The organism is Egibacteraceae bacterium (genome assembly GCA_035540635.1).
GTDB lineage: Bacteria > Actinomycetota > Nitriliruptoria > Euzebyales > Egibacteraceae > DATLGH01.
On sequence record DATLGH010000058.1, the window covers coordinates 19,013 to 42,456 of the forward strand.

At 73.8% G+C, this 23,444-nt stretch carries 20 protein-coding genes; 11 read left to right on the forward strand and 9 right to left on the reverse strand.

Annotated features, from left to right (window positions below; genetic code table 11):
* Positions 1 to 36 precede the first annotated feature (36 nt).
* The gene (locus VM324_09725) at positions 37 to 1,362 is read right to left on the reverse strand and encodes an ammonium transporter (protein HVL99555.1); all 1,326 of its coding nucleotides are present in this window, start codon (positions 1,360 to 1,362) and stop codon (positions 37 to 39) included.
* 134 nt (positions 1,363 to 1,496) lie between these two features.
* On the opposite strand from VM324_09725, the gene VM324_09730 reads away from it, so the two are divergent.
* The gene (locus VM324_09730; GenBank protein HVL99556.1) at positions 1,497 to 3,158 is read left to right on the forward strand and encodes an NAD+ synthase; all 1,662 of its coding nucleotides are present in this window, start codon (positions 1,497 to 1,499) and stop codon (positions 3,156 to 3,158) included.
* Here the strand turns inward: VM324_09730 and dtd are convergent.
* On the reverse strand, positions 3,136 to 3,615 hold the full coding sequence (gene dtd / locus VM324_09735) for a D-aminoacyl-tRNA deacylase (protein ID HVL99557.1): 480 nt from the start codon (positions 3,613 to 3,615) through the stop codon (positions 3,136 to 3,138). The two genes, VM324_09730 and dtd, sit on opposite strands and share 23 nt — an antisense overlap.
* Before the next feature lie 75 nt (positions 3,616 to 3,690).
* Between dtd and panB the strand changes: the two genes are divergently transcribed.
* On the forward strand, positions 3,691 to 4,503 hold the full coding sequence (gene panB / locus VM324_09740; protein HVL99558.1) for a 3-methyl-2-oxobutanoate hydroxymethyltransferase: 813 nt from the start codon (positions 3,691 to 3,693) through the stop codon (positions 4,501 to 4,503).
* A gap of 58 nt (positions 4,504 to 4,561) precedes the next feature.
* A complete protein-coding gene (locus VM324_09745) occupies positions 4,562 to 5,761 on the forward strand; it encodes a cation:proton antiporter (protein ID HVL99559.1) in 1,200 nt (399 codons plus the stop codon).
* A 27-nt stretch (positions 5,762 to 5,788) separates the two neighbouring features.
* Here the strand turns inward: VM324_09745 and VM324_09750 are convergent, their stop codons facing one another.
* Together VM324_09750 and VM324_09755 are read right to left on the reverse strand one after the other, a co-directional pair.
* Positions 5,789 to 7,198 carry an anthranilate synthase component I family protein gene (locus VM324_09750; GenBank protein ID HVL99560.1) on the reverse strand — a complete coding sequence of 470 codons (1,410 nt, stop codon included), beginning with the start codon at positions 7,196 to 7,198 and terminating at the stop codon, positions 5,789 to 5,791.
* 10 nt (positions 7,199 to 7,208) lie between these two features.
* Entirely contained in the window at positions 7,209 to 7,445 is a 237-nt protein-coding gene (locus VM324_09755) for a hypothetical protein (protein ID HVL99561.1), read from the reverse strand.
* Positions 7,446 to 7,619: 174 nt separating this feature from the next.
* Between VM324_09755 and VM324_09760 the strand changes: the two genes are divergently transcribed.
* Positions 7,620 to 8,168 carry a cob(I)yrinic acid a,c-diamide adenosyltransferase gene (locus VM324_09760; GenBank protein ID HVL99562.1) on the forward strand — a complete coding sequence of 183 codons (549 nt, stop codon included), beginning with the start codon at positions 7,620 to 7,622 and terminating at the stop codon, positions 8,166 to 8,168.
* A 169-nt stretch (positions 8,169 to 8,337) separates the two neighbouring features.
* On the opposite strand, the gene VM324_09765 is transcribed toward VM324_09760, so the two are convergent.
* Positions 8,338 to 9,330 (reverse strand): TIGR03557 family F420-dependent LLM class oxidoreductase, encoded by a 993-nt coding sequence (locus tag VM324_09765; protein HVL99563.1) that lies wholly within the window; start codon positions 9,328 to 9,330, stop codon positions 8,338 to 8,340.
* Positions 9,331 to 9,422: 92 nt separating this feature from the next.
* Here VM324_09765 and gnd point away from each other — a divergent pair, with 92 nt between their 5' ends.
* Both gnd and VM324_09775 read left to right on the forward strand, forming a co-directional pair.
* Positions 9,423 to 10,361: a decarboxylating 6-phosphogluconate dehydrogenase gene (gene gnd / locus VM324_09770; protein HVL99564.1), complete on the forward strand. Its 939-nt coding sequence runs from the start codon at positions 9,423 to 9,425 to the stop codon at positions 10,359 to 10,361.
* A 2-nt stretch (positions 10,362 to 10,363) separates the two neighbouring features.
* Positions 10,364 to 12,970: a bifunctional FO biosynthesis protein CofGH gene (locus tag VM324_09775; protein ID HVL99565.1), complete on the forward strand. Its 2,607-nt coding sequence runs from the start codon at positions 10,364 to 10,366 to the stop codon at positions 12,968 to 12,970.
* A gap of 48 nt (positions 12,971 to 13,018) precedes the next feature.
* Here the strand turns inward: VM324_09775 and ftsH are convergent, their stop codons facing one another.
* Positions 13,019 to 14,914 (reverse strand): ATP-dependent zinc metalloprotease FtsH, encoded by a 1,896-nt coding sequence (gene ftsH / locus VM324_09780; GenBank protein ID HVL99566.1) that lies wholly within the window; start codon positions 14,912 to 14,914, stop codon positions 13,019 to 13,021.
* A gap of 152 nt (positions 14,915 to 15,066) precedes the next feature.
* Between ftsH and VM324_09785 the strand changes: the two genes are divergently transcribed.
* Entirely contained in the window at positions 15,067 to 16,731 is a 1,665-nt protein-coding gene (locus VM324_09785; GenBank protein HVL99567.1) for an FAD-binding protein, read from the forward strand.
* Positions 16,732 to 16,773: 42 nt separating this feature from the next.
* On the forward strand, positions 16,774 to 18,042 hold the full coding sequence (locus VM324_09790) for a hypothetical protein (GenBank protein ID HVL99568.1): 1,269 nt from the start codon (positions 16,774 to 16,776) through the stop codon (positions 18,040 to 18,042).
* Between the two features lie 30 nt (positions 18,043 to 18,072).
* On the opposite strand, the gene VM324_09795 is transcribed toward VM324_09790, so the two are convergent.
* Positions 18,073 to 18,849, reverse strand: a complete 777-nt coding sequence (locus VM324_09795) for an IclR family transcriptional regulator (protein ID HVL99569.1) — start codon at positions 18,847 to 18,849, stop codon at positions 18,073 to 18,075.
* Between the two features lie 134 nt (positions 18,850 to 18,983).
* On the opposite strand from VM324_09795, the gene VM324_09800 reads away from it, so the two are divergent.
* Positions 18,984 to 19,553: an ATP-dependent Clp protease proteolytic subunit gene (locus tag VM324_09800; protein HVL99570.1), complete on the forward strand. Its 570-nt coding sequence runs from the start codon at positions 18,984 to 18,986 to the stop codon at positions 19,551 to 19,553.
* Here the strand turns inward: VM324_09800 and VM324_09805 are convergent.
* Both VM324_09805 and VM324_09810 read right to left on the reverse strand, forming a co-directional pair.
* Entirely contained in the window at positions 19,550 to 21,721 is a 2,172-nt protein-coding gene (locus tag VM324_09805; GenBank protein HVL99571.1) for a GGDEF domain-containing protein, read from the reverse strand. The genes VM324_09800 and VM324_09805 overlap by 4 nt on opposite strands.
* Positions 21,722 to 22,181: 460 nt before the next feature.
* Positions 22,182 to 22,328 carry a hypothetical protein gene (locus VM324_09810; GenBank protein ID HVL99572.1) on the reverse strand — a complete coding sequence of 49 codons (147 nt, stop codon included), beginning with the start codon at positions 22,326 to 22,328 and terminating at the stop codon, positions 22,182 to 22,184.
* Between the two features lie 320 nt (positions 22,329 to 22,648).
* Between VM324_09810 and VM324_09815 the strand changes: the two genes are divergently transcribed.
* On the forward strand, positions 22,649 to 22,888 hold the full coding sequence (locus VM324_09815; protein ID HVL99573.1) for a type II toxin-antitoxin system ParD family antitoxin: 240 nt from the start codon (positions 22,649 to 22,651) through the stop codon (positions 22,886 to 22,888).
* Complete coding sequence (locus VM324_09820) at positions 22,881 to 23,216, forward strand: type II toxin-antitoxin system RelE/ParE family toxin (GenBank protein ID HVL99574.1); 336 nt, start codon at positions 22,881 to 22,883, stop codon at positions 23,214 to 23,216. Before VM324_09815 ends, VM324_09820 begins: the two co-directional genes overlap by 8 nt.
* Positions 23,217 to 23,444: the final 228 nt, after the last annotated feature.

The following is a 23,444-nucleotide window of genomic DNA, read 5'->3' on the forward strand; positions in this document are numbered from 1 at the left end:
TGCGGGATCCGCGAGCCCCCTGCGGGCCCGCGGGTATCAGCCGTGCATGGCCGGTGGCTTGGCTTCCCGGGGCGGCAGGCCACGCGCGACACCAGTCGTCGGCTCGGTCACCGGGCCGGCCGGGTAGGCCGACGTGCCGAGCGCCGCCTCGGGGTAGGCGTACATGCCGTGCTCGTGGATGTCGAGGCCCTCGACCTCCTCGTCCTCGGACACGCGCAGCCCGATCACCGCCTTGATGACGGAGAGCAGCAGCGCCATGGCGACGGCGACCCAGAGGGCCACGGCGAGCACGCCGATGACCTGCGCCAGGAGCAGGGACACGCCGCCGCCGTAGAACAGGCCTTCCTCGGTGTGCGCGAGGCCGACCCACAGGGTGCCGACAATGCCGCAGACGCCGTGGACGCTGACCGCGCCGACCGGGTCGTCGACACGGATGGCGTCGAAGAAGGCGACGGCGAGCGCGACGACCACACCGGCGACGAGGCCGACCGCGAGGGCGCCGAAGTTGCTCACGACGTCCGCGCCGGCCGTAATGCCGACGAGGCCGGCGAGGATGCCGTTGCCGGTCATGGCGACGTCGAACTTGCCGTAGCGCACCCGCGTGAAGTAGGCCGCGGCGACCCCCCCGGCGCCACCGGCCAGCGCCGTGGTGACGAGTACCTTCGCGATCGTCTCCCCGTCCAGCGCGAGCACCGACCCGCCGTTGAAGCCGAACCAGCCGAAGAAGAGCAGGAGCACACCGAGCATGCCGAGCGGCATGGAGTGGCCGGGGATCGCCCGCGCCTTGCCGTCGGGGCCGAACTTGCCGATGCGCGCTCCGAGGAAGACGGTGGCCACCAGGCCGGCGATGCCACCGGTCATGTGCACGATGGTGGAGCCGGCGAAGTCGGTGAAGCCGAGCGCGTCGAGCCAGCCGCCGCCCCACGTCCAGGCGCCGACGATCGGGTAGATCAGCGCGGTCATGCCGGCGGCGATGGCGACATAGGCCCCGAACTTCATCCGCTCGGCGACCGCCCCGGAGACGATCGTCGCGGCGGTGGCCGCGAACATCGCCTGGAACGCGAAGTCCATCTCGAGCGTCGCGTCGGGCGCGTAGCTGCCGCCGATCAGTGCGAAGCTGTCCGACCCGAACAGCCCGGCGACGTTCGTGCCGTACATGAGCCCCCAGCCGATGAGGAAGTACACGACCATGCCGACGGCGATCGTCATGAGGTTCTTCATGACGATGTTCGCCGCGTTCTTCGACCGGACGAGTCCAGCCTCCAGGCACATGAAGCCCGCGTGCATGATGAACACCAGCACGGTGGCGACCATCAGGTAGATCACCATCATGCTGAGCTCGAGGCCCTCGACAGCCTCCATCGCGTCCATTCGACCCCTCCGTCTCGGTATGTGGCCGGTCGGCGTGATAGCCGGACCGCTACGGTGGGCACGGTAGGAGGACGGGCTTACCGCCCCGTTGCTCTCGTGTTTCCGCGGTGTAAAAGGACGCCCGCATGAGGCTCGCGCTCGCGCAGCTCAACCCCGTCGTCGGTGACGTCGGAGGCAACGCCGAGGCCATCCGCGCCGCCTACGACAACGCGGTGGCCGGCGGAGCCGACGTCGTGGTGACCGGCGAGCTGTCCCTCACCGGCTACCCGCCCGAGGACCTCGTCCTCAAGTCCGCGTTCGTCGCCGCGGTGCGCGACAGCCTCGACGCGCTCGCCGGCGGGGTCGGGCGCGTGCCGCTGCTCGTGGGCTTCACCGAGCGACTCGACGATGCCGCGACCCGCTGGGCCCGCCCGGTCATGAGCGAGGCGCCGTCGGTGCAGCGCCTCGCCAACGCCGCCGCGGTCCTCCGCGAGGGCGGCGTCGCGCGGGTGTACCGCAAGCACCGCATACCCAACTACGGCGTGTTCGACGAGGCCCGCTACTTCCGTGCCGGCCACGAGCTCGTCGGCTTCGCCGCCGGCGACGGACGGGTCGCGGTGACGATCTGCGAGGACCTGTGGGGCGAGGGCGGTCCGGTCGCGGACTCCGCCAGGGCCGGTGCCGACGTCGTCGTGTCGATGAACGCGAGCCCCTACCAACGCCACAAGCGGGCCGAACGCGAGCGCTGGGCGGCCCATCACGCCCGGGAGGGCGGCGTGTGGGTCGCCTACGTCAACCAGGTCGGGGGCCAGGACGAGGTCGTGTTCGACGGTGACTCGTTCGTCATGCGCCCCGACGGGGCCGTCGTGGCGCGTGCGGCGCGCTTCGCGCCCGACCTGCTCGTCGTCGACGTCGCGGTCGGCGACGAGGCGCCGGTGCCCCCTCCCCTCGTCGAGGAGCCCGCCGACCCCACCGCGGACGTCTACGACGCGCTCGTGCTGGCAACGCGCGACTACGTCCGCAAGAACGGCTTCGACCGCGTGTTCGTCGGCCTGTCGGGCGGGGTGGACTCCTCGCTCACGGCCGCGGTCGGCGCCGACGCGCTCGGGGCGGACGCGCTGACCGGCGTGGCGATGCCCTCGCCCTACAGCTCCGAGCACTCGCTCGCCGACGCCAGGGCGCTGGCCGCCAACCTCGGCTGCCGCTACCTCGAGCTGCCGATCGACAAGGTGATGGCGTCGTTCGATGACGCGCTCTCCGAGCCCTTCTCCGGCACCCAGCCGGGCCTGGCCGAGGAGAACATCCAGGCGCGCATCCGCGGGACCCTGCTCATGGCGCTGTCGAACAAGTTCGGCGGGCTCGTGCTCGCGACCGGCAACAAGAGCGAGCTCGCGGTCGGCTACGCAACCTTGTACGGCGACATGGCCGGGGGCTTCGCGCCGCTGAAGGACGTCTGGAAGACGACCGTGTACGCACTCTGCCACCACCGCAACCGCACGGGCGCGGTCATCCCCCCGGCGGTACTCACCAAGGAGCCCTCCGCCGAACTGCGCCACGACCAGCGCGACACCGACTCGCTGCCCTCGTACGACGTCCTCGACCCCATCCTGCAGGGCTACGTCGAGGAGGACGCGAGCGTCGCCGAGCTTGCCGCCCGCGGCTTCGACGAGGCCGTCGTGCGGGAGGTGACCGACCGGGTCGACCGGGCCGAGTACAAGCGCCGGCAGGCGGCCCCGGGCGCGAAGATCACCGCTCGGGCCTTCGGCAAGGACCGCCGCCTGCCGATCACGCAGGGATGGCGGGGCTGACCCGGCCGCCCTCGCGTTCGAGCAGGAGGGTGACCGGGCCGTCGGCGACGAAGTCGATGACCATGTGCGCCCCGAACACGCCGCGCGCCACCGGCGCGCGCAGCGCTTCGCAGTAGGCGGTGTAGCAGCGCTCGCCGTGGGCGGGTTCGGCGGCGCCGACGAACGACGGGCGCCGGCCCTTCCGCACGTCGCCGTAGAGGGTGAACTGGCTGATCGCGAGCACCCCGCCCCCGACGTCGAGCCGGCAGCGGTTCATGTGCCCGGCGTCGTCGGCGAAGATGCGCAGCCCGTCGGTCTTCGCCGCGAGCCATGCGGCGTCCCCGGGCGTTGAGCGCGCGCCGACGCCGACGAGCGCGACGAGGCCGTGCCCGATCGCCCCCACCGTCTCACCCGCGACCGCGACCGACGCGCGACGCACCCGTTGCAGGACCACTCGCATGGCGCGGTAGACTGCCATGGAGCCGCTGGACCCGTACAGCGTCGCCGTGGACAGCGAGGCGGGCCGGCAGGCGTCGAAAGGCCGTGGTCTGCCATGAGCGCGCACCTCCAGCGACCGTTGTCCATCCGTGACGTCCAGGCCTACAAGGAGCGCGGCGAGCGCTTCGCCATGCTCACCGCCTACGACCATCCCACCGCGGAGATCCTGGACGAGGCGGGGGTGCCGATCCTGCTCGTCGGCGACTCCGTCGGTGACAACGTCCTCGGCTACGACTCGACCGTGCCGGTGACGATGGCCGACATGCTGCATCACACTCGGGCGGTGCGCCGCGGCGCGCGCCGTGCGGTCGTGGTCGCGGACCTGCCGTTCATGAGCTACCAGGTGTCGGTGGAGGACGGGGTGCGAAACGCCGGCCGGCTCGTCAAGGAGGGTGGCGCGACGGCGGTGAAGCTCGAGGGCGCGGCCCGGGTCGTCGACCTCGTCGCCCGCCTCGTCGCCATCGGCATCCCCGTCATGGGTCACCTGGGGCTCACGCCGCAGAGCGTGCTGCAGATGGGCCACCGGGTACAGGGGCGCGACGAGGCGGGGGCGGAGGCGATCGTCGCCGCCGCGGCGGCGCTCGCCGCGGCGGGAGCCTTCGCCATCGTGCTCGAGGCGGTCCCCGCCGACCTCGCCCGCCGGGTGACGCAAGCCGTGCCGATCCCGACGATCGGCATCGGCGCCGGCCCTGGAACCGACGCCCAGGTGATGGTGATCCACGACCTGCTCGGCGTCTCCAGCGGCCGGCTGCCCCGCTTCGTCAAGGCCTACGCCGACCTGCGCAGCACGATCACCGACGCGGTGAAGGCCTACCAGGCCGAGGTGGCCTCCGGCGACTACCCTGCCGCCGAGCACACCTACACGTAGCGACCGCGGCAGGACGCGGCAGGACGCGGCAGGACGCGGCAGGAAAGGACGGGGCGGAATGCTCGACGCCTATCTCGCCGTGCTCGGCGGGTTGGCGCTGGTGCTCGGGGTCGCCTCCCGGAAGCTCCGCGACCTGCCGGTCTCCGAGCCGCTCGTCGCCCTTGTCGTGGGCGTGCTGCTCGGCCCGGTCGGGCTCGGCTGGCTCGAGCTGCCGGGCACCGACCGCGCCGCGACCCTCGCCATCGCCGCGAGGATCGCGCTGGCCCTGTCGGTCATGGCCGTGGCGCTGCGCTTTCCCCTCGCGGAGATCCGCATGCGGCTTCGCCCCGTCGTGGTGCTGACACTCGTCGGGATGCTCGGCATGGCCGCGCTGACGACCGGCCTGTCCGCGCTCGTGCTCGGCCTGCCGGCGGCGGGGGCGTGGCTGCTCGGGGCGGCCCTCGCGCCCACCGACCCGGTCCTGTCGTCGAGCATCGTCGAAGGCGGTCCCGCGCAGCGCGACCTGCCCCTGCGTCTGCGCCTGCTCATCTCGATCGAGTCGGCGGCCAACGACGGGCTCGCCGCCCCGCTCGTGACCCTCGGCGTCGTCCTCGTCCACGCGCGCTCGCTCGCGGAGGGGGCCGGCGAGGTCCTCGCCGGCCTGGCCGTCGCGGTCGTCGTCGGCGCGGTGCTCGGCTACGCCGTCGGGCGCCTCGTCGAGTGGGCCGAGCGCCACCGCGACATCGAGCACTCCGCCTTCCTCGCCCTCACGCTGTCGCTCACCGCCGTCGTGCTCGGGGTCGCCCAGCTCGCTCGGGGCGACGCCGTCCTCGCGGTGTTCGTCGCGGGGCTGCTCTACAACCACGCCATCACCCGCGCCGAGCGCTCCGAGGAGTGGGAGGTGCAGGAGGCGATCAACCGCTTCCTCGTCCTGCCGGTGTTCGCCCTGCTCGGCGTCGCGCTGCCCTGGGGTGCCTGGGGCGACCTCGGCTGGCGGGGCCCGGCCTTCGTCGCGGGGGTGCTCGTGCTGCGCAGGCTGCCGGTCGCGTTCGCGCTTGCGCGTCCCCTGCGGCTGCGCGCGCACGAGACGCTCTTCCTCGGCTGGTTCGGCCCCGTCGGGGTCGCCGCGCTGCTCTACCTCACCGAAGCGGTGCTCGAGGAGGCCCTCACCGAGCCGATGTGGGCTGCCGGCACCCTGGCCATCACCGCGAACGTCGTCGTGCACGGCCTCACCGCGACGCCGGGCCGCCGGCGCTTCGCCCGTGCGCACGGGGGGTGACGGCGGTGGTGGCGCTCTGCCGGCCCTTCAGCGCCGGCAGAGGGGCGCATCCCCCGACGCGCGCCGCCCCCCGCCGGCGGAGCCACCGGCCGGCACCAGGACGCCGTTGGTGACCCGCAGGAACGGCACAGCCTTCGTCATGGCCTCGGCGAACTCCTCGTCCGGGTCGGAGTCCGCCACGATGGCGCCACCCGTGCCGTAGCGCGCAACCCCGTCGTGCACGACCGCAGTGCGGATGGCGACAGAGAGGTCGACGAGACCCCGGGAGACCACGCCGAGCGCCCCGCAGTACACGCCCCGGCGAACCGGCTCGACGAGGCGGGTGCGGGCCACGGCCATGCGCTTGGGCGCGCCGGTAACCGACCCCGACGGGAAGGTCGCTGCGAGCAGCCCGCCGAGCCCGACGTCGGCGCGCAGCCGCCCCGTCACCGTCGACGTGAGGTGCCAGACGGTCGGGTGGCCTTCGAGGGCGGCGAGCTCGGGAACCTCGATGGTGCCAGGCACGCAGACCCGGCCGAGATCGTTGCGTTCGAGGTCCACGATCATCACGTGCTCGGCGTTGTCCTTCTCGCTCGCTCGCAGCTGCCGCTCCGCCGCCGCGTCGCGGTCGCGGTCGTCGTAACGGGGACGGGTGCCCTTGATGGGCCGGGTGACGATCCGGTCGGCGTCCGAGCGCAGGAACGTCTCGGGGGACACGGAGACGATCTCCACCCCGCCGGGCAGGCGCGCGTAGGCGGCGTGGGCCGCACCCGGCGACGCCGCCTGCAGCCGACGGGCGAGCGCGAGACCGCCGCCGGTCCACGGCACGGCCGCCTGCAAGGTGAGGTTGAGCTGGTAGAGGTCCCCCGCAGCTATCCATGCGAGGACCCGCGCGACGGCCGCGGCGTGCGCGGGCGCCGGCAGCGACAGCTCGACGGACGCCGGGCGCGGGTGAGCGCCGAAATCAGGCCGCCTCGCCGTCGCCGCCCGCACGCGCCGCCGGAGGTCCGCCAGGCGCTCGGAGGGCGGCCGGCGGGTCAGGCCGGGGAGGTCCGCCGCCACGAGCCAGGCGCGCTCCCCGCCGGGGGGGACGCAGACCGCCGCGTCGTACACGCCGAAGCACAGCCCGGGCAGCGGGGCGACGCCCGGGCGGGGGTCGTCGTCGGGCAGGTCGACGAAGGCCGCCGCGCACGCGTCGGTGACGAAGCCGGCGGCCCCGCCGAGAAACGGCGGCATGCCCGTCCCCGCAGCCGCCCGCCATCCGCAGCGCCGCCCGAGGGCGTCGAGGTCACAGGCGTCCTCCACCACGGCCACCGGGTCGGCGAGGGCGACCTGCCAGCCCCGCACCGTGTGGACCTGGGGTAGCCGCAGCCCCGGCAGGCTCGCGACAGCGAGGACGTCGACGGCTGTGGGCAGCTCTTCGAGCACCGTCCCCGGCCACGGCTCCTGGGGACGCACGGCCGGCGCGTCAGGCGTTGGACGGGACGCCGTACTTGCGGCGGAAGGCCGCGTCGTCGAGCTCGTCCAGATCCGCCTGCAGCTCCGCCTCGAACTGCACGGCCTGCTCCTGGTGCGTGAACGTCTGCGCCCACAGCAGCTGGCCGGACGCCACCGACTGCAGCTGCACGTCGTACATCATCGAGCCGTTGTAGCCGCCGCGGGTGCGGGTGAGGGCGCGAAAGTGGTGCCTGGCCGGTTCGCTCACAAGTGCAGACCTCGGGGGTCGGTGGGGGGAAGGTCGCTTCGACGTGGCCGGTGGCGAGTCGCAGCCAGACTGTCCCCAAGGGAAATCGGACGGTACCCGACAGCGGCTGCGCCTCGCAACGTCCGGTCGGTCGCCGGGCGCCCTGCACTAGACTCCGGTGGCGAAGGAGGCAGGGTGAAGGTCTACACCAGGCGGGGCGACGACGGCACCACCGGCCTGCTCTACGGCGGTCGCGTGGACAAGGACGACCTGCGCACCGAGGCCTACGGCACCGTGGACGAGGCCGTCTCGGCCCTCGGCATGGCCCGCGCCCAGCTGGCCGACAGCCCCTGGCACGACGCGGTGCTCGGCATCCAGCGGGAGCTGTTCGTCGTCGGCGCGCAGCTCGCCACCCACACCGACCACTGGCACCAGCTGACCGACGGGGTGTCGCGGGTCACCCCGGACATGACCCCCCGCCTCGAGGACGCCATCGACGAGCTCACGGCGGCCTGCCCGCTGCCGACCGAGTTCGTCGTGCCGGGCGGGCGCCCCGCCGGCGCGGCGCTCGACCTCGCCCGGACCGTCGTCCGGCGCGCCGAGCGCCATGCCGTGCGCATGCGCCGCTCGGGCGTCCTTCCCGACGACGTCATCCTGCGCTACCTCAACCGCCTGTCGGACTACCTGTTCGTGCTCGCCCGGACCGTGGAGGGCGGCCGCCACACGCCGACCCGCGAGCGCTGAGGGCGCCGGCGCAGCTCAGCCCGCCGCCACGCGGTCGACGAGCCACAGGACCGCCTCGCCGTCGACCCGGGATGCGGGTGCGGCCGGGTCGCCCTCACGGACCCTGCGAACGCCTCGCGCTTGCCGGCGCCGGCCACGGGGACGTCGTCGACGACACGGACCTCGCCGATCACGAGGCCACCTCACCCCGCAGCCGGGGGAGGACCTCCGCGCCGACGCGGGCGACCGTTTCGAGGGGGTCGACGCTTGCGACCTGGATCGCCACGGTGTCGGCGCCCGCCCGCTCGACGAGCGGCCGGTAGACGGCGACGAGCTCGTCGGCGTCGCGGGCGACGGCGTACTGGCCGAGGATCTCCTCGCGGTCCATGGCATCCGCGCGCTCCCGCAGCATCCTCGGGTCGACCGCCTCCAGGCGGCCGGGGGCCCGCAGCCCACGCAGCGGCGCGAGGGCTCGCCACGCCTCCTCCTCGTCGGCGGCGAGCACGCACCAGCGGGTGGCGAGCACGCGCGGCGCGGCGCCCCGCCGTCGGGCCGCTTCCCGGTAGGGGCCGATGACCCGCCGCAGCGCGTCGTCGGGATCTTTCACGCTCGTGAGGAGCCCGTCGGCGTGCGCGCCGGCGAACCGCGCCGACTTGGGTCCACCCGCGGCCATCCAGATGGGCACGCGCCCCAGCGGGGGGCTGTAGAGCTTCGCCCGGTCGGTGCGGTAGTGCTCGCCGGCGAAGTCGACCCGCTCGCCGTCGAGCAGCCGCCGAAGGATCTGCAGCGCCTCGCGCATCCGCGCGATGCGCTCCGCGTAACCGGGGAAAACCCAGCCCAGCGGCGCCTCGTTGATCGCCTCCCCGGTCCCCACGCCAAGCCGGAACCGTCCCCCGGAGAGCCGGTCGACGGTCGCGGCGGCCTGCGCGACGAGAGCGGGATGGTAGCGGTACAGCGGGCACGTCACGCTCGTCGCAAGCTCGACGCGCTCCGTGGCCTGGGCGACGGCACCGAACCACGACCACACGAAGCTGGCGGCCGAGTGGTCGTCGACCCAGGGGTGGAAGTGGTCGGCGCCCGTCACCATGTCGAACCCCGCCCGTTCGGCGGCCACGGCCTCGGCGACGAGGTCCTCGGGTTGGGAGGACTCGTGACTGCAGAGCCAGGCGAACGTCGTCGTCATCGGCTGGACGAGTCTCGCACCGTCACGGGCCGGTGCGTAGATTGGCCCGACGCCACCGGCTGGCAGGCAGGGCAATCGCGGAAGAGGGCGGCATGAGGATCGGCATGGTGGGCCTCGGGCGCATGGGCGGCAACATGACCCGCCGCCTCGTCGGCGCGGGACATGAGGTGGTGGTCTTCGACCACGACGCCGCTGTGGTCGCCGCCCTCGCCGCCGAGGACCCCGCCATCCGCCCCGCGGGGGGGCTCGCCGCACTCGTCGACGAGCTCGCCGAGCCGCGCGTCGTGTGGGTCATGGTGCCGGCCGGCGCACCGACGACCGAGACGGTCCACGGCCTCGTCGCGGCACTCTCCCCCGGCGACGTCGTCGTGAACGGCGGCAATTGCCGGTGGACGGACGCACTCGCCTACAGCGCGCTGGCGGCCGAGGCCGGCGTCGCCCACGTCGACGCGGGGGTGTCGGGAGGGGTGTGGGGCCTCGCGCACGGCTACTGCCTCATGGTCGGCGGGGACGAGGCGGCCTGCCGCCTCGCCGCACCCGTCTTCACCGCCCTGGCCACCGAAGGGGGCTATGCCCGCGTGGGCGGCCCCGGCAGCGGGCACTTCACGAAGATGGTGCACAACGGCATCGAGTACGCCCTGCTGCAGGCCTACGCCGAGGGCTTCGCGCTGCTCCACGACAGCGGGCTCGACGTCGACCTCGCCGACATCGCCGAGCTGTGGCGGCACGGCTCCGTCGTGCGCTCATGGCTGCTCGACCTCGTCGCGACGGTGCTCGCCGAGGGGGGCGACCTTTCGTCGGTCGCAGCATACGTGGAGGACTCGGGTGAGGGCAGGTGGACGGTCGAGGCGGCCGTCGAGCGGGCGGTCGCCGTCCCGGCGATCGCCGCGAGCCTCTTCGCCCGCTTCGCCTCGCGGCGCGACTCGTTCGGCGACCGGCTGATCGCCGCCCTGCGGGCGGCGTTCGGCGGCCACGCGGTCCGCTCCCCCGCCGATCCCGGCGCCGAGCGCGACGGGAAAGGGCCGGCGTGAGCGTGGCCGACGCACCGTTGGGGCGCGGCGTGTACGGCCCCGGCGAGCTGCCATCGGGCCTGCGCCGGGCGCTCGCCCGTGCGGACGCCGGCAAGACCCTCTCGGTGGACGAGGCCACCGCGCTCCTACAGGCCCGCGGTCCCGCCCTGACCGCGCTCATGGCCACCGCCGCGCGCGTGCGCGACGGCGCCTACCCCGAGCGCATCACCTACAGCCGCAAGGTGTTCATCCCCCTCACGCACCTGTGTCGTGACACCTGCGGCTACTGCACCTTCGCATGGCCCCCGAAGGGCGACGTGCCCGCCTACCTCTCCCCCGCCGAGGTGCTCGCGATCGCACGCGCCGGGCAGGCGGCGGGTTGCAAGGAGGCGCTGTTCACGCTCGGCGACAAGCCCGAGGACCGCTATCCCGCGGCCCGCCAGTGGCTCGAGCAGCGCGGGTTCGCGACGACGCTCGAGTACCTGCGCGCAGTGGCCATCGCGGTCGTCGAAGCCACCGGCCTCATCCCTCACCTCAACCCGGGGGTGATGACCTGGAACGACCTCGCGAGCCTGAAGCAGGTGTCCGGGTCGATGGGTCTCATGCTCGAGACGGCGAGCAGCCGCCTGCTCGCGCGCGGCCAGGCTCACTGGCACGCGCCGGACAAGGCTCCCGCGGTGCGGCTGCGCACGATCGAGGACGCCGGCCGCCTGTCGATCCCCTTCACCTCCGGCATCCTCGTCGGCATCGGCGAGACGCTACGGGAGCGCGCCGAGGCGCTGTTCGCCCTCCGCGCCTCGGCGGCTCGCTACGGCCACCTGCAGGAGGTCATCGTCCAGAACTTCCGGCCGAAGCCCGGCACGGCCATGCGCGACCGCCCCCCGCCGGCGCGCGAGGAGCTGCTCGCCGCGGTCGCGGTCACCCGGATCCTGCTGCCCACACGGGTGCACGTCCAGGCGCCGCCGAACCTCTCACCCGGCGCGGAGGGCGACCTCGTCGCCGCGGGGATCGACGACTGGGGCGGCGTCTCGCCGGTCACCGTCGACCACGTCAACCCCGAGCACGCGTGGCCAGGGCTCGACGCGCTCGCCGCACGCACCGCCGCGACCGGCAGGACGCTCGAGGAGCGCCTGTGCGTCTACCCCGAGTACGTCCGCCAACCCGACCCGTGGCTGGCCGGGCGCATGCGCGGGCCGGTGCTCGCGCTCGCGGCCGCCGACGGCCTCGCCGGCCCCGACGCCCCGGTGGGGCATGCCTGGCAGGACCCCGAGCGCCTGGCCGTGGCGCGGGCGGGCGACGACGTCCGCTGGCTCGGGGCCGTCGCCGGGCAGGGCGTGACGGCGCTCCGGCGGGAGGCGCGCCTGCGTGCGGACGCCGACGCGGTCTACGGCGACACCCAGCTCATCGCCGCGGAGACCCTGCGGCGGGGCGTTCCGCCGCCGGACCGCCGGGCCCAGGGGGTGCCCGCGTCGCGGCGCTCGCGCGTCCGCCCCGAAGTCACCGCGGTGCTGCGCCGCGCCGAGGCGGGCACTCCTCCGAGCGAGGAGGAGGCGCTCGCCCTCTTCGCCACCTCCGGCGCCGACCTCGACGCGCTCGTGCGCACCGCCGACGCCGTGCGCGCCGAGCGGGTCGGTGAGGTCGTCACCTACGTCGTCAACCGCAACATCAACTTCACGAACATCTGCTACACGGGGTGCCGGTTCTGCGCGTTCGCACAGCGCCGCGACGACGCCGACGCCTACTTCCTGTCGCTTCAGGAGATCGCCGACCGCGCCGAGGAGGCGTGGGAGGTCGGGGCCACCGAGGTGTGCATGCAGGGTGGCATCCACCCCGACCTCGGCGGCGACTACTACTTCGACCTCCTGCGTGCCGTGCGTCGTCGGGTGCCGGACCTCCACATCCATGCCTTCTCCCCGATGGAGGTCGTCAACGGCGCCGCCCGGCTGGGCATCGGGGTCCGCGAGTGGCTTGTCGAGGCACGGTCCGCGGGGCTCGACACGATCCCCGGCACCGCCGCGGAGATCCTCGACGACGAGGTCCGCTGGGTCCTCACGAAGGGCAAGCTGCCCACCGACGCCTGGGTCGAGGTCGTGACGACGGCGCACGCGCTCGGCATCCGGTCGTCGTCGACGATGATGTACGGCCACGTCGACGAGCCACGGCACTGGGCGGCGCACCTCCACCTGCTGCGCCGCCTCCAGCAGGCGAACGTCGAGGCGGGCGTCGCCGGCTTCACCGAGTTCGTGGCCCTCCCGTTCATCCACACCCAGGCGCCCCTGTACCTCGCCGGCGTCGCGCGGCCCGGCCCGACCTGGGAGGAGAACCTCAAGGTGCACGCCGTCGCCCGCCTCGTCCTGCAGGGCGTCATCGACAACGTCCAGCTGTCCTGGGTGAAGGTGGGCCTGGAGGGCGCGCGGCGGCTGCTCGCCGCCGGGTGCAACGACCTCGGCGGCACGCTCATGGAAGAGACCATCAGCCGCATGGCCGGGGCGGACCACGGCGTGCGCCAGGACCCCGAGACCCTCCGCCACGTCGCCCGCCTCGCCGGCCGCGTCCCCGCCGAGCGCACGACCGACTACGCCCGCATCGCCCCCGAGGGCTTCCGGTACCGCCTTTCCGCCGGCGCCTGACCCCCGACGGCGGGGCGCGGCGCGTGCTCACGACGCCCGTGCGGACGATCAGGCGACGCCGGCCTCGTCGCGGGGCCGCCGGCCGTCCTCGTGGATGGCGTCCTCGACGCTCTCGGGCAGGTCGACGACGCTCGCGCGCCCCCGCAGGAGGGCCCGCTTCTCGGGGGGCAGGGCGCTTCGGACGGCGTCGAGGGCCTCCTGGCCGGTGAGCGACTCCCGCTCGACGAGCGCGTCCGCCATGGCGTCGAGGCCGGGGCGCAGCTCCTCGAAGCGGGCGCACACCTCGTCGAGGGCGGTGGTGAGTATCCGCTGCACCTCAGCGTCGACCGTCTCGGCGGTCCTCTCGGAGTACTCGTGACCGCGCGTCAGCTCCTCGCCGAGGAAGACCTGCTGCTGGTTGCCGTAGCCGACAGGACCCAGCGCGTCGCTCATCCCGAACTCCTTCACGATGGCGCGGGCGAGCTTCGTGGCCTGGACGAGGTCGTGCTGGCCGCCGGTGGTCGGCTGCCCGAGGAAGACCATCTCGGCCGCCCTGCCCCCGAGCATGACCTTGATCTTCGCGTCGAGGTAGCTGCGGAGGTAGATGTGGCGCTCGTCGATCGGCAGCTGAGTCGTGACGCCGAGGGCCATGCCGATCGGCAGGACCGTCACCTTGTAGACGGGATCGGCCTCCTCCTCGAGGAAGGCGGCGAGCGCGTGGCCGCCCTCGTGGTAGGCGACGGCGCGCTTCTCCTCCTCGTTGAGGCTGAGGCTCGCACGGGCGCGGCCGATCGTGTGCCGCTCGCGCGCCTGCTCGATGTCGCGCATGCGGATCTCGTCGGAGCCGTCGCGCACGGCGATGAGCGCGGCCTCGTTGATGAGGTTCTTGAGGTCAGCTCCGCTCATGCCGGGCGTGCCCCGCGCGACCGTGCGCAGGTCGACGTCGTCGGCGATCGGCTTGCCCTTCGTGTGCACGCCGAGGATCTCGACACGCTCGTCGAGGGTCGGCAGGGGCACGACGATCTGACGGTCGAAGCGGCCGGGGCGCTGCAGTGCGGGGTCGAGCACGTCGGGGCGGTTCGTCGCCGCCATGATGACGACGCCCTCGGATCCCTCGAACCCGTCGATCTCCCCGAGCATCTGGTTGAGGGTCTGCTCACGCTCGTCGTGCCCACCGCCGAGACCCGCGCCGCGCTTGCGACCGATCGAGTCGAGCTCGTCGATGAAGATGATGCACGGGGCGTTCTGCCGGGCGGTCTTGAACAGGTCACGCACCCGCGACGCGCCGACGCCGACGAACATCTCCATGAAGTCCGAGCCGGTCACGGAGATGAACGGCACACCCGCCTCGCCAGCGACGGCCCGCGCGAGCAGCGTCTTGCCGGTGCCGGGCGGCCCGACGAGCAGCATGCCCTTCGGCACCTCGGCGCCCGCCTTGCGGAAGCGGTCCGGCTCGCGCAGGAAGCTCACCACCTCCTGCACCTCCTCCTTCACCTCGCCGTAGCCGGCCACGTCCGCGAATCGCGTCGACGGCTCGTGGGGCTTGTGGACCTTGGCCTGCGACTTGCCGATCTGGGTCAGCCCGCCCATCTGGCCGCGGGCCTGGCGGTTCATCCACACGAAGAAGCCGATGAGCAGCAGCGCGGGGAGGATCCAGATGAGCAGGAACCACGGGCTCTCGGTATCCGGCTGCGCGGCGATCTCCACGTCGTTCTCGACGAGGAACGCCTCGATGCCCTGCTGGCCGATGACCGTGGTGGGCGGCAGCTGGGACGTGAACTCCTCGCCGTCGGCGAACTCACCGCGCAGGGACTCGCCCGTGAACGTCACCGTCTCCACGCGCCCGTCCTGCACGGCCGTGCGGAACTCGCTGTAGGTGATCGTGTCGTCCCGCTGGAAACCCGGGAAGAGCGCGACGACGAGCAGCACGAGGAGCAGGAGGGACAGCAGGCGGAAGCGGTTCATGCGGTCCACGGATGATCCTCGATCGTCCCTGCGCGGATTCGTAGGAGTCCGGCTTTGTCTCCCGCCCATCTTGATGGGATACCCCGCGGGCGGATTCTGACCCGCCCCGAGGGGACTTTGCGGGTGCGCGCGGCCACCGCGACGATGCCCCAATGCTAACTGCGCGCCCCGTTCGCGGCGGGGACACCCGCTCTTACGACGTCGTCGTGCTCGGTGCAGGCATCGCCGGGCTCGTAACGGCGCTCGACCTCCTCGACCTGCGCCCCGGGCTGGCGATCGCGGTGATCGACAAGGGGGCGGCGGGCACGTCGGGGTCGACGGCCCTCGCACAGGGCGGCCTTGCCGCCGCGATCGGCCCTGCCGACACCCCGGCCCGCCATGCCGCGGACACCGTGCGGGCCGGTGACGGCCTGGCGGACCCCCAGGCGGCCGCTGTGCTGAGCCGCGAGGCGCCCGCCCGCGTCGACGACCTCGTCGCGCGGGGGGCGGCGTTCGACCGGAACGCCGACGGGCGCCTCGCGCTCGCCCGCGAAGGCGGGCAGTCGGTGCCTCGCAGCGTCCACGCCGCCGACGCGACGGGTGCGGCGATCTTCGCCGCCCTGCGCGGCCGCGCGACCGGCAGGCTCGAGCGCCTTCAGGGAACCGCCTGCACGCTGGCGGTCGCCGGTCGGCCACCGCGCGTGCGGGGCGCGTGGGTCGTCGTCGACGACCTCGAGGCGAACCCGTCCGGGCCGGCCCAGGAGGCCGGGCTCGTACTCGTCCGCGCCCCGGCCGTGATGCTGGCCACCGGCGGCTGCGGCGGCCTCTACGCGGTGACGACGAACCGTGGCGACGCCACCGCGGACGGCGTGGCGCTCGCGGCCGCCGCGGGCGCCACGCTCGTGGACATGGAGTTCGTGCAGTTCCACCCCACCGGGCTCCGCCCCGATCTCCGCGCCTCGGGCCACAGCCCGACGACCACCGTCTTCGCCCGCCGCCAGCTGCTCACCGAGGCGCTGCGCGGCGCCGGTGCGCTCCTCGTCGACCGCACGGGCCGGCGCTTCGTCGCCGACTACCACCCCGACGCCGAGCTCGCCCCCCGCCACGTCGTGACGAAGGCGATCCTCGACCAGCCCGATGGCGCGTGGCTCGACGCGACCGGACTCGCCCCCGAAGTGCTCGCCTCCGGCTTCCCCACGGTGCTCGCGGGTGCGAGGGCCCTCGGCTACGACCTCGCGACCGAACCCGTCCCCGTCGAGCCGTGCCAGCACTACATGGTCGGCGGCGTGGCGACGGACTTGTGGGGCCGCACCTCGCTGCCGGGGCTGTGGGCAGCCGGCGAGGTGGCCTGCACGGGCGTGCACGGCGCGAACCGCATGGCCGGCAACTCCCTAGCGCAGTCTTGCGTCTTCGCGCACCGGGCTGCGGTGTCCATCGGGGCGGCGCTCGGCGACACGCCCGATGGCGACGACGACGGGGATCCACCGGCCGACGGCCCCGCGCCGGTCGCGGACCTCGCCGCGCTGCGCAACGACGTGCGGGTCGCGATGAGCGCCGGGGCGGGGCCGGTGCGCACCGCCGACTCGCTCGACGCCACCGCCAAAGCCCTCGAAGTCGCGGCCGCGGTCCTCGGCGACGCGCAGCCATCCCTGCGGCGCGACGCCGTCGAGCTCGCCCACATGGTGGCCGTGGGACGCGTCATCGTGGGCAGCGCCCGCCTGCGCGCGGAGTCGCGTGGAGTGCACTGGCGTGACGACGCGCCGGCGCCCGATCCGCACTGGGGGGGTGTGCGTCTCCAGGTGCGCGTCCCGGCGGGTCTTGCAACGCCGCTGGTCTAGGCTGGGCCCGCGTTCGCGCCGCCGAGCCGAGAGGAGCACGGGTTGCTGCCCATAGAACGGCCCGACTACCGCCGGAGCAGGGAAGCCGACCTGCTCGGGGGCCTGCGCTCCCGGGACCCACTCGCGCTCGCCGAGGCCTATCACCGCACGAGCCCGGCCGCGCACGCGTGCGCCCGGCGGCTGCTCGGCGCGGCACGCGCCGTCGAGGCGCTGCTCACCGCCGTCTACGCCGAGCTGTGGGCCTCGCCTCCCGAGAGCGCACGCCTCGAGGGCTGGGTCCGGTCGCGCGCGTTCGCCGTCGGTGTCGAGCACCTCCGTGACCGCCGGGAGCCGCCCGCCGCCCCGTCGCTCTCGCTGCTCCTGCCCGACCTGCCCCCGCCCGAGCAGCCCGCACACGACTCCGCCGAGCAGATCCTCGCCGCGCTGCCCGATCCGGTCCGGCGTGCGGTGCTGCTCGCGCACGACCAGGGCGTGCCCACCGCCGCCCACGACGACCCCGACGCGGCGGACGCGCTCGCGCGGGGGCTCATGAGCCTGGCGGGGCCCGGCGAGGGACTGGACGACGGGGCAGAGGAGCAGTGCGCCGACATCACGCTCCTCGGGGACTGGACCCTCGGGCTCCTCGAGGCGGAGCGGGCGGCCCTCGTCGCCGCCGAGGTCGCCGACCGACCGGCGTGCGGCGCCCGGTCCCGGGCGCTGCGCCGCGGGCGACGGCGTCTCGAGGGCCTGCCACCGGCCCCTGACATGGGCCAGCGGGTCCTCGCGGCCGTGGTGGGCGGCACAGCAGCGCCGGTTCGCGCGTCCAGGGCTCCCGCCACCGAGGCGCCGTTGGCGGCGGCCGTCCCGACCTCCAGCCTCGGCGACGCGGTGGGCAGCCCGCCGATCCCTGTCGCGCCGCTCCCCTCGGCGCTCGACGACGAGACGGCCAGGCCGGAGCCGGCGGCTGACGAGGCCGACGCCCGCCGCCCCGCCGACGACCCCGGCGGCCAGGTCGAGCGGGAGCCCCCAGCCGCCGGACCGGCCGGTGAGGACGCCGTGGGCGGGGACGCCGTCGACGCCCTGGCGGGGGACGACGGGGCCGACGGGGACGACGTCGAGGACCTCGCGCTACGGGCCGCGGAGGAGGACGGGCCGCCCCAGGACGAGCACCTCGCGGCCGGCACCGAGACCGCCACCCTCAGCCCGGCGGCTCCCCGCAGCGGCCGACGGGTGGGGCGCCAGATGCTGAGCGTCGCGCTCATCGTGGTCGTGATCGCGCTCGGGGGCGCGCTCGGCCTGTTGATCGGATTCCTGCTCGTCGGCGGTCGCTAGCACCCACGGGAGGGGCGGCGCGGCGCGCGATCAGCCGTCGCGCGACCCGCCGGGGCCGCTGCCGTTGCCCTCCCGGCTGACGTGCCCGAGACGCGAGGAGATCTCGGTCGCGAGCGCCCGCACGCGCGGGCCGAGGCTTGCGGGCTCGGGAAGGCGCGGTGACGGTGCGACGATCCCCACGCTCGCGATCGGCCGGCCGGCGCGGTTGAGAACGGGGGCCGCGACCCCGGAGGCCCCTCGCTCGAGCTCGTCGGCGGACAGCGCGAACCCCCGCGCCCGGCAGGCTTCGAGCTCGGCGGCCAGGCGCGGCTGGCGCGCGACGAGCGGGTTGCGCTCGCCGGTGTCGAGGTAGGCGAGCAACGCCCGCCCGTGCGCGCCGACGCGCAGCGGGTGCCGGAACCCGACGTGGTAGCCGACACGGACGAACAGCCCCGCGGGCTCCACCCGGTCGACGACCACGACGTCCGCCCGGTCGCGCACCGCCAGGCACACCGCCTCCCGGCACTGCTCCATCAGCGCCCGCATGCCCGGCAGCGCGAGCCTGCGCACCTCGAGCCCCCGGCTCGCCCGGGCGCCGAGCTCGACGAGCGCCACGCCGAGGTGGAACCGACGGGTTTCGGCGTCGCGCACCACGAACCCCGCCGTCGTCAGCGTGTCGAGGAGGCGGTAGAGGACCGCCCGGTCCAGATCTGTCGAGCCGGCGAGCTCCGCGATGGTCGCGCCGTCGTTCGTGCTGCCGAGCGCGTGCAGCACGGCAAGGCCCCGCGACAGTGTGCGAGACCCCGAAGATGATGCGGTTGCAGGCACGCGCAGTTCCCCTCGTGCGCCGCGCGCACGGCGCCGCAGGCGAGTCTTCCGCCAGCCGGGGAAGCCGTCAAGGGGTCGGCCGAGCGATCGGTCCGCTGCTAGGCTGCAGCAGGGCCGTCCAGAGGAGCACTGCCGTGGCAGAGATCGAAACCCCGCTAGAGGCGATGGTCGAGGCCAGCGTCTTCAAGAAGCTCTACGACAACCGGATTCTCTACCTGCGCGGACCGATCGAGGACACGGTCGCCGACACCCTTGTCGCCCAGATGATGTCCCTCGACGCCGACGGCGACAAGGACGTCACGCTCTACATCAACTCCCCCGGCGGCCTCGTGAGCGGCATGTTCGCCGTCTACGACGTCATGCACCTCATGACCGCCAAGGTGAACACCGTCTGCGTCGGCATGGCGGCTTCCGCCGCCGCGTTCCTCCTCGCCACCCCCACGGGCACCCGCGCCGCCACGCCGAACGCGCGCATCATGTTCCACCAGCCGCTCGGCGGCGCGCGGGGACAGGCGGTCGACATCCAGATCCAGGCGAAGCAGATCGTCTACCTGCGCGAGCGGCTGTACGAGATCCTCGCCGAGCGCACGGGGCAGGACGTCGAACGCATCCGCAAGGACGCCGACCGCGACTTCTGGATGAGCGCGGAGGAAGCCGTCAAGTACGGCGCGATCGACGAGGTCCGCGCCCGCGGCGGCGTCTAGTCCGCCAGGGTGCTGACGCGGTCCTGGCGCGTGAGCATCCGGCCACGCTCACGGGCGAGCCGGTCGAGCAGGGCGTGCTCGGGCGGGACCGGGGTACGGCTGCCCGTCCCGGCCCGGGACGTCACCCGGGCGATCGCGTCGAGCCAGGCAAGCAGGTCGTCCTCGTCGCCCTCGAGGCTCACCTCCATCGCCGGGACGCCCGCGGCGAGGGCCTGAGCGGCACGGCTGCGCAGCGGGCCGGCGTAGCGGTCGAGCAGCCGCGCCAGGTCCGGGCGGGCCGTGCCCTCGCGGTCGGCGGCGAGCACGGTCAGGTCGACCTCCGGCGCCTGGCCGGACCAGCGGGCGCACGTGTCACCGATGAGGTCGAGCGCCCGCAGCACCACGGAGGGCTCCGCGAGACCGACCGCGACCCTGCGCGGACCGCTGCGGCGGCGCGTCCAGGTCGACAGCGTCGTCGTCCGCCCCGCTCGGTGCACGCAGGAGTGCCCCGCGTAATCCTTGGCGGTCTGGAGGAGCGGTGACAGGAGGTTGCGGGCCCACTCGAGGTAGCTGTTCCCGGGGGGTGGCTGCCCCTCGAGCTCGACCGCCCCGATCGACAACGCGATCCCCTCGGCGTCCACGCCCCCCGGCAGATGCAGCACGGTCCGCACGAGGGGGATGACCTCGCTCTCGACGCTCGGGACGAGCTTGCCGAGGAGCTCGTCGTGGCGTCGGGGGGAGACGAGCAGGAGGAAGTGGTCACCGCTCACATGGGCGACCGCGGCGTCCTCGACGCCCGCCGCCACCCCGGCCAGGCAGCGCGCCAGGCTGCGGATGACCTCGTCACCGGCGGCGAAGCCCCCGAGGTCGTTCACCCTGCGGAAGCCGTCGAGGTCGACGAAGAGCATCGTCGTCGCCTCGCCGCTGTCGAGCCGGCGGCGCAGCTCGGCTTCCACCCAGCCCCGGCCCACGAGGCCCGACACAGGGTTCACGTCCTCGACGCCCTGGTGGCGGACGCCCGCGAGGGTTCGTAGCACGTCGCGGACGCTGACGACCCCGACGACGTCACCGCGGGGGTCGGTGACGACGATGTCGTCGGTGGCCTCGGCGGGGTCTCGGGCGGCCATGATCGCCGCCACCTCGACGAGGTCGAGCGAGGCCTCGACCGTGAGCGGCTGGCGGTCGGCGACCTCGCCGACCGTGACGTCGCTGACCCTCGTCCAGTCGTCGAGCCCCGCGATGTAGCGCTGTTCGACCGCCCGGCGGGCGAGCTGCCCCGCGAGTCGGGTCCGACGTGGACCGGGGTGCGCGACGACGAGCATGCCGAGCGACGGGTCGGACACGAACCGCGCGTACGCGTCACGGACAGGCAGTCCGGGGTCGACGACCGTGGCGGGGCGGGCGAGCTCACCGATGGTGACCTGCGCCGCACCCAGCTGGAGCCGCTGCGCCGCGGAAGCGATCGCCCGGCGGGCGGCCCGGGAGGGCATGACGAACTGGCCGATGGTGGGCCGGGCGAGGTAGTAGCCCTGCCCCGCCTCGACGCCGAGGCCGGCGAGGCTGACGAGCTCGAAGTCCGTCTCGATGCCCTCGGCGATCAGGCGCGACCCGATCTGGCGGGAGAAGCGGACCATCGCGTCGATGAACGCGTGGCGCGGGCCGTCGGCGTCTACACCGGTCACGAGATCACGGTCGAGCTTGATGTAGGAAGGCCGCAGGCGGGTGATGACGCGGAACGACGCGTGCCCGGCCCCGGCGTCGTCGACGGCGAGCCCGATTCCGAGGTGGCGGAGACGTCGCGCCTTGCGGCCGAGCGCCTCCAGGTCGTGGATGGCCTCGGACTCGGTGACCTCGACGACGAGGTCGGTCGCCGACAGCCCGCTGCGCAGTGCCCCCTCGAGCAGCTCGTCGATGTCGAAGCGGGGGTCGACGAGCGTTGTCGGGCTCACGTTGACGAACAGCTTCGCCCGGGGCTCCTTGCCCCCCGTCCCCTCGACCGCGGCGCGAACCGCCTGCCGCTCCCCGTCGAGTCGCAGCCCGGCCCGCTCGAGCGCCGCGAAGTACACGAGCGGGTCACCGGCGGCGGCATGGCGCGGTCGCGCAAGCGCCTCGTACGCGATCACCGCCCCTGACCCGAGGTGGACGATCGGCTGATAGGCGACCTCCACGCCTGCGTCGAGCAGGCTCACCGCGTCCGCCGCCTGTGCGCCCCCGACAGCATGCAGCCCTCGAAGGGAGGGTCGAGGGGCGGCCATGGGGTTGTTGTTCGGCATGACACCGGGCGACCTTTAGCGGCGGGGACCCGGCCGGTCGCCGGGACCGCCCATTGTGCGCGCTGCGGGCGCAGACGTGCCACCGCCGCGACCAAGGCCGCCAGAACCTGCGCGACCTGCTGCTCGCCGGCGTCGCCTCCGACCAGGACCGGTTGCCGGACGCCAGTACTTCGACGACCTGCGCGATGAGGTGGACACCACGCCCGATGAGTGACCTGCGCCTCGTCGTCCCCCGCGGGCTCGCCACCCAGGACCTGCGCGCCACGGCAGCCCACTACGCCGGCGAGGTCGACGCCGCAACGGCACGACCGCCTTCACCCTCAACACCTACGCCCACGTGCTGCTCGGCATCCAGGCTGCTCGCCCCTCTCGGAGGTCAGGTCTCGGTGAGGCCCGGATGCGCCGCATCGATGCCGTGAGACCGTGCTGCTGCGACGAGACGCTCGTCGTAGGCGACAAGGACGTCGAGCTCGTCACCGAGGTCCAATGCGGCGGCCAGATGGATCGCATCCGGTGAACGCATCGTGGCTGGCTCGCGCCGGCCGGCCGCGCTGAACAGCGCGGTCTGGAACTGCTGCGGGCGTCTACGAGATGGTCGCCGCCCCACAACTCGCCAGAGCACAGCCGCAGGTCGCGGACGCTGAAGACGTCAACAGGTTCCACCGGTTCAACCTCCCGTGTGCCATCAAAGCGCAGCGCACTTTGGCAGGTTGCCCCGGGATCCGTCCCATGCTGACCAGGGGATCGCAGGTTCGCGAGAAGGGGCGTGGGGCGCAGGTTAGCCAGCGAACAGCCACAAGCGGGCGCTTGCCAAAGTTTGCCAAGTCATCGTAGGCTGAGCACATGCCGACCATGAACATCTCCCTGCCCGAGGCCCTTCGTGCGTTCGTGGAGGACCAGATCGCCCAGCGCCGCTACGGCACGACCAGCGAGTACATCCGCGATCTGATCCGCCGCGACCAGGACCGTCAGAACCTGCGCGACCTGCTGCTCGCCGGCGCCGCCTCCGAACCGGGACCGGTTGCCGGACCCGAATACTTCGACGGCCTCCGCGCCGAGGTGGACACCACGCCTGGTGGGTGACCCGCACCCCGTCATCCCCCGCAGGCTCGCCACCCAGGACCTGCGCGACGCGGCAGTCCACTACGCCAGCGAGGTCGACCCCGCAACGGCACGACGGTTCATCGACGCGGTGGAACAGGCCTTCACCCTCATCGCCCGTCAACCGGCGATCGGCTCCCCCCGCTACGCCGTCGAGCTCGACCTGCCGGGGTTGCGAGCACGACCCGTCGAGCAGTTCCCCTACCTGATCTTCTACCTCGAGCACGACGACCACATCGACGTCCTGCGCATCCTCCACGCCCGCCGCGACATGCCGACCAGCCTGCAGGACCCAGCAGAGGACACCTGAGCACCTGCGGCAACGCTCGGAGACCCGTAACCCATCCCGCACCTGTCGCAAACTGATGCCGTGTCCTCGCACCGCACCGCTGTGGAGCTCGCGTCACTGCCCGTGGCGTCGGGAGGGGCCCGGCGGTCCACGCCCGGTGGCCCGCCCCGGCGCGGCGGGTGCGTGCGCAGCACGGCAGGCCTCGATCGCGCCGGCGAACTCCATCAACCGGAGAAGTGCTGCACGCTC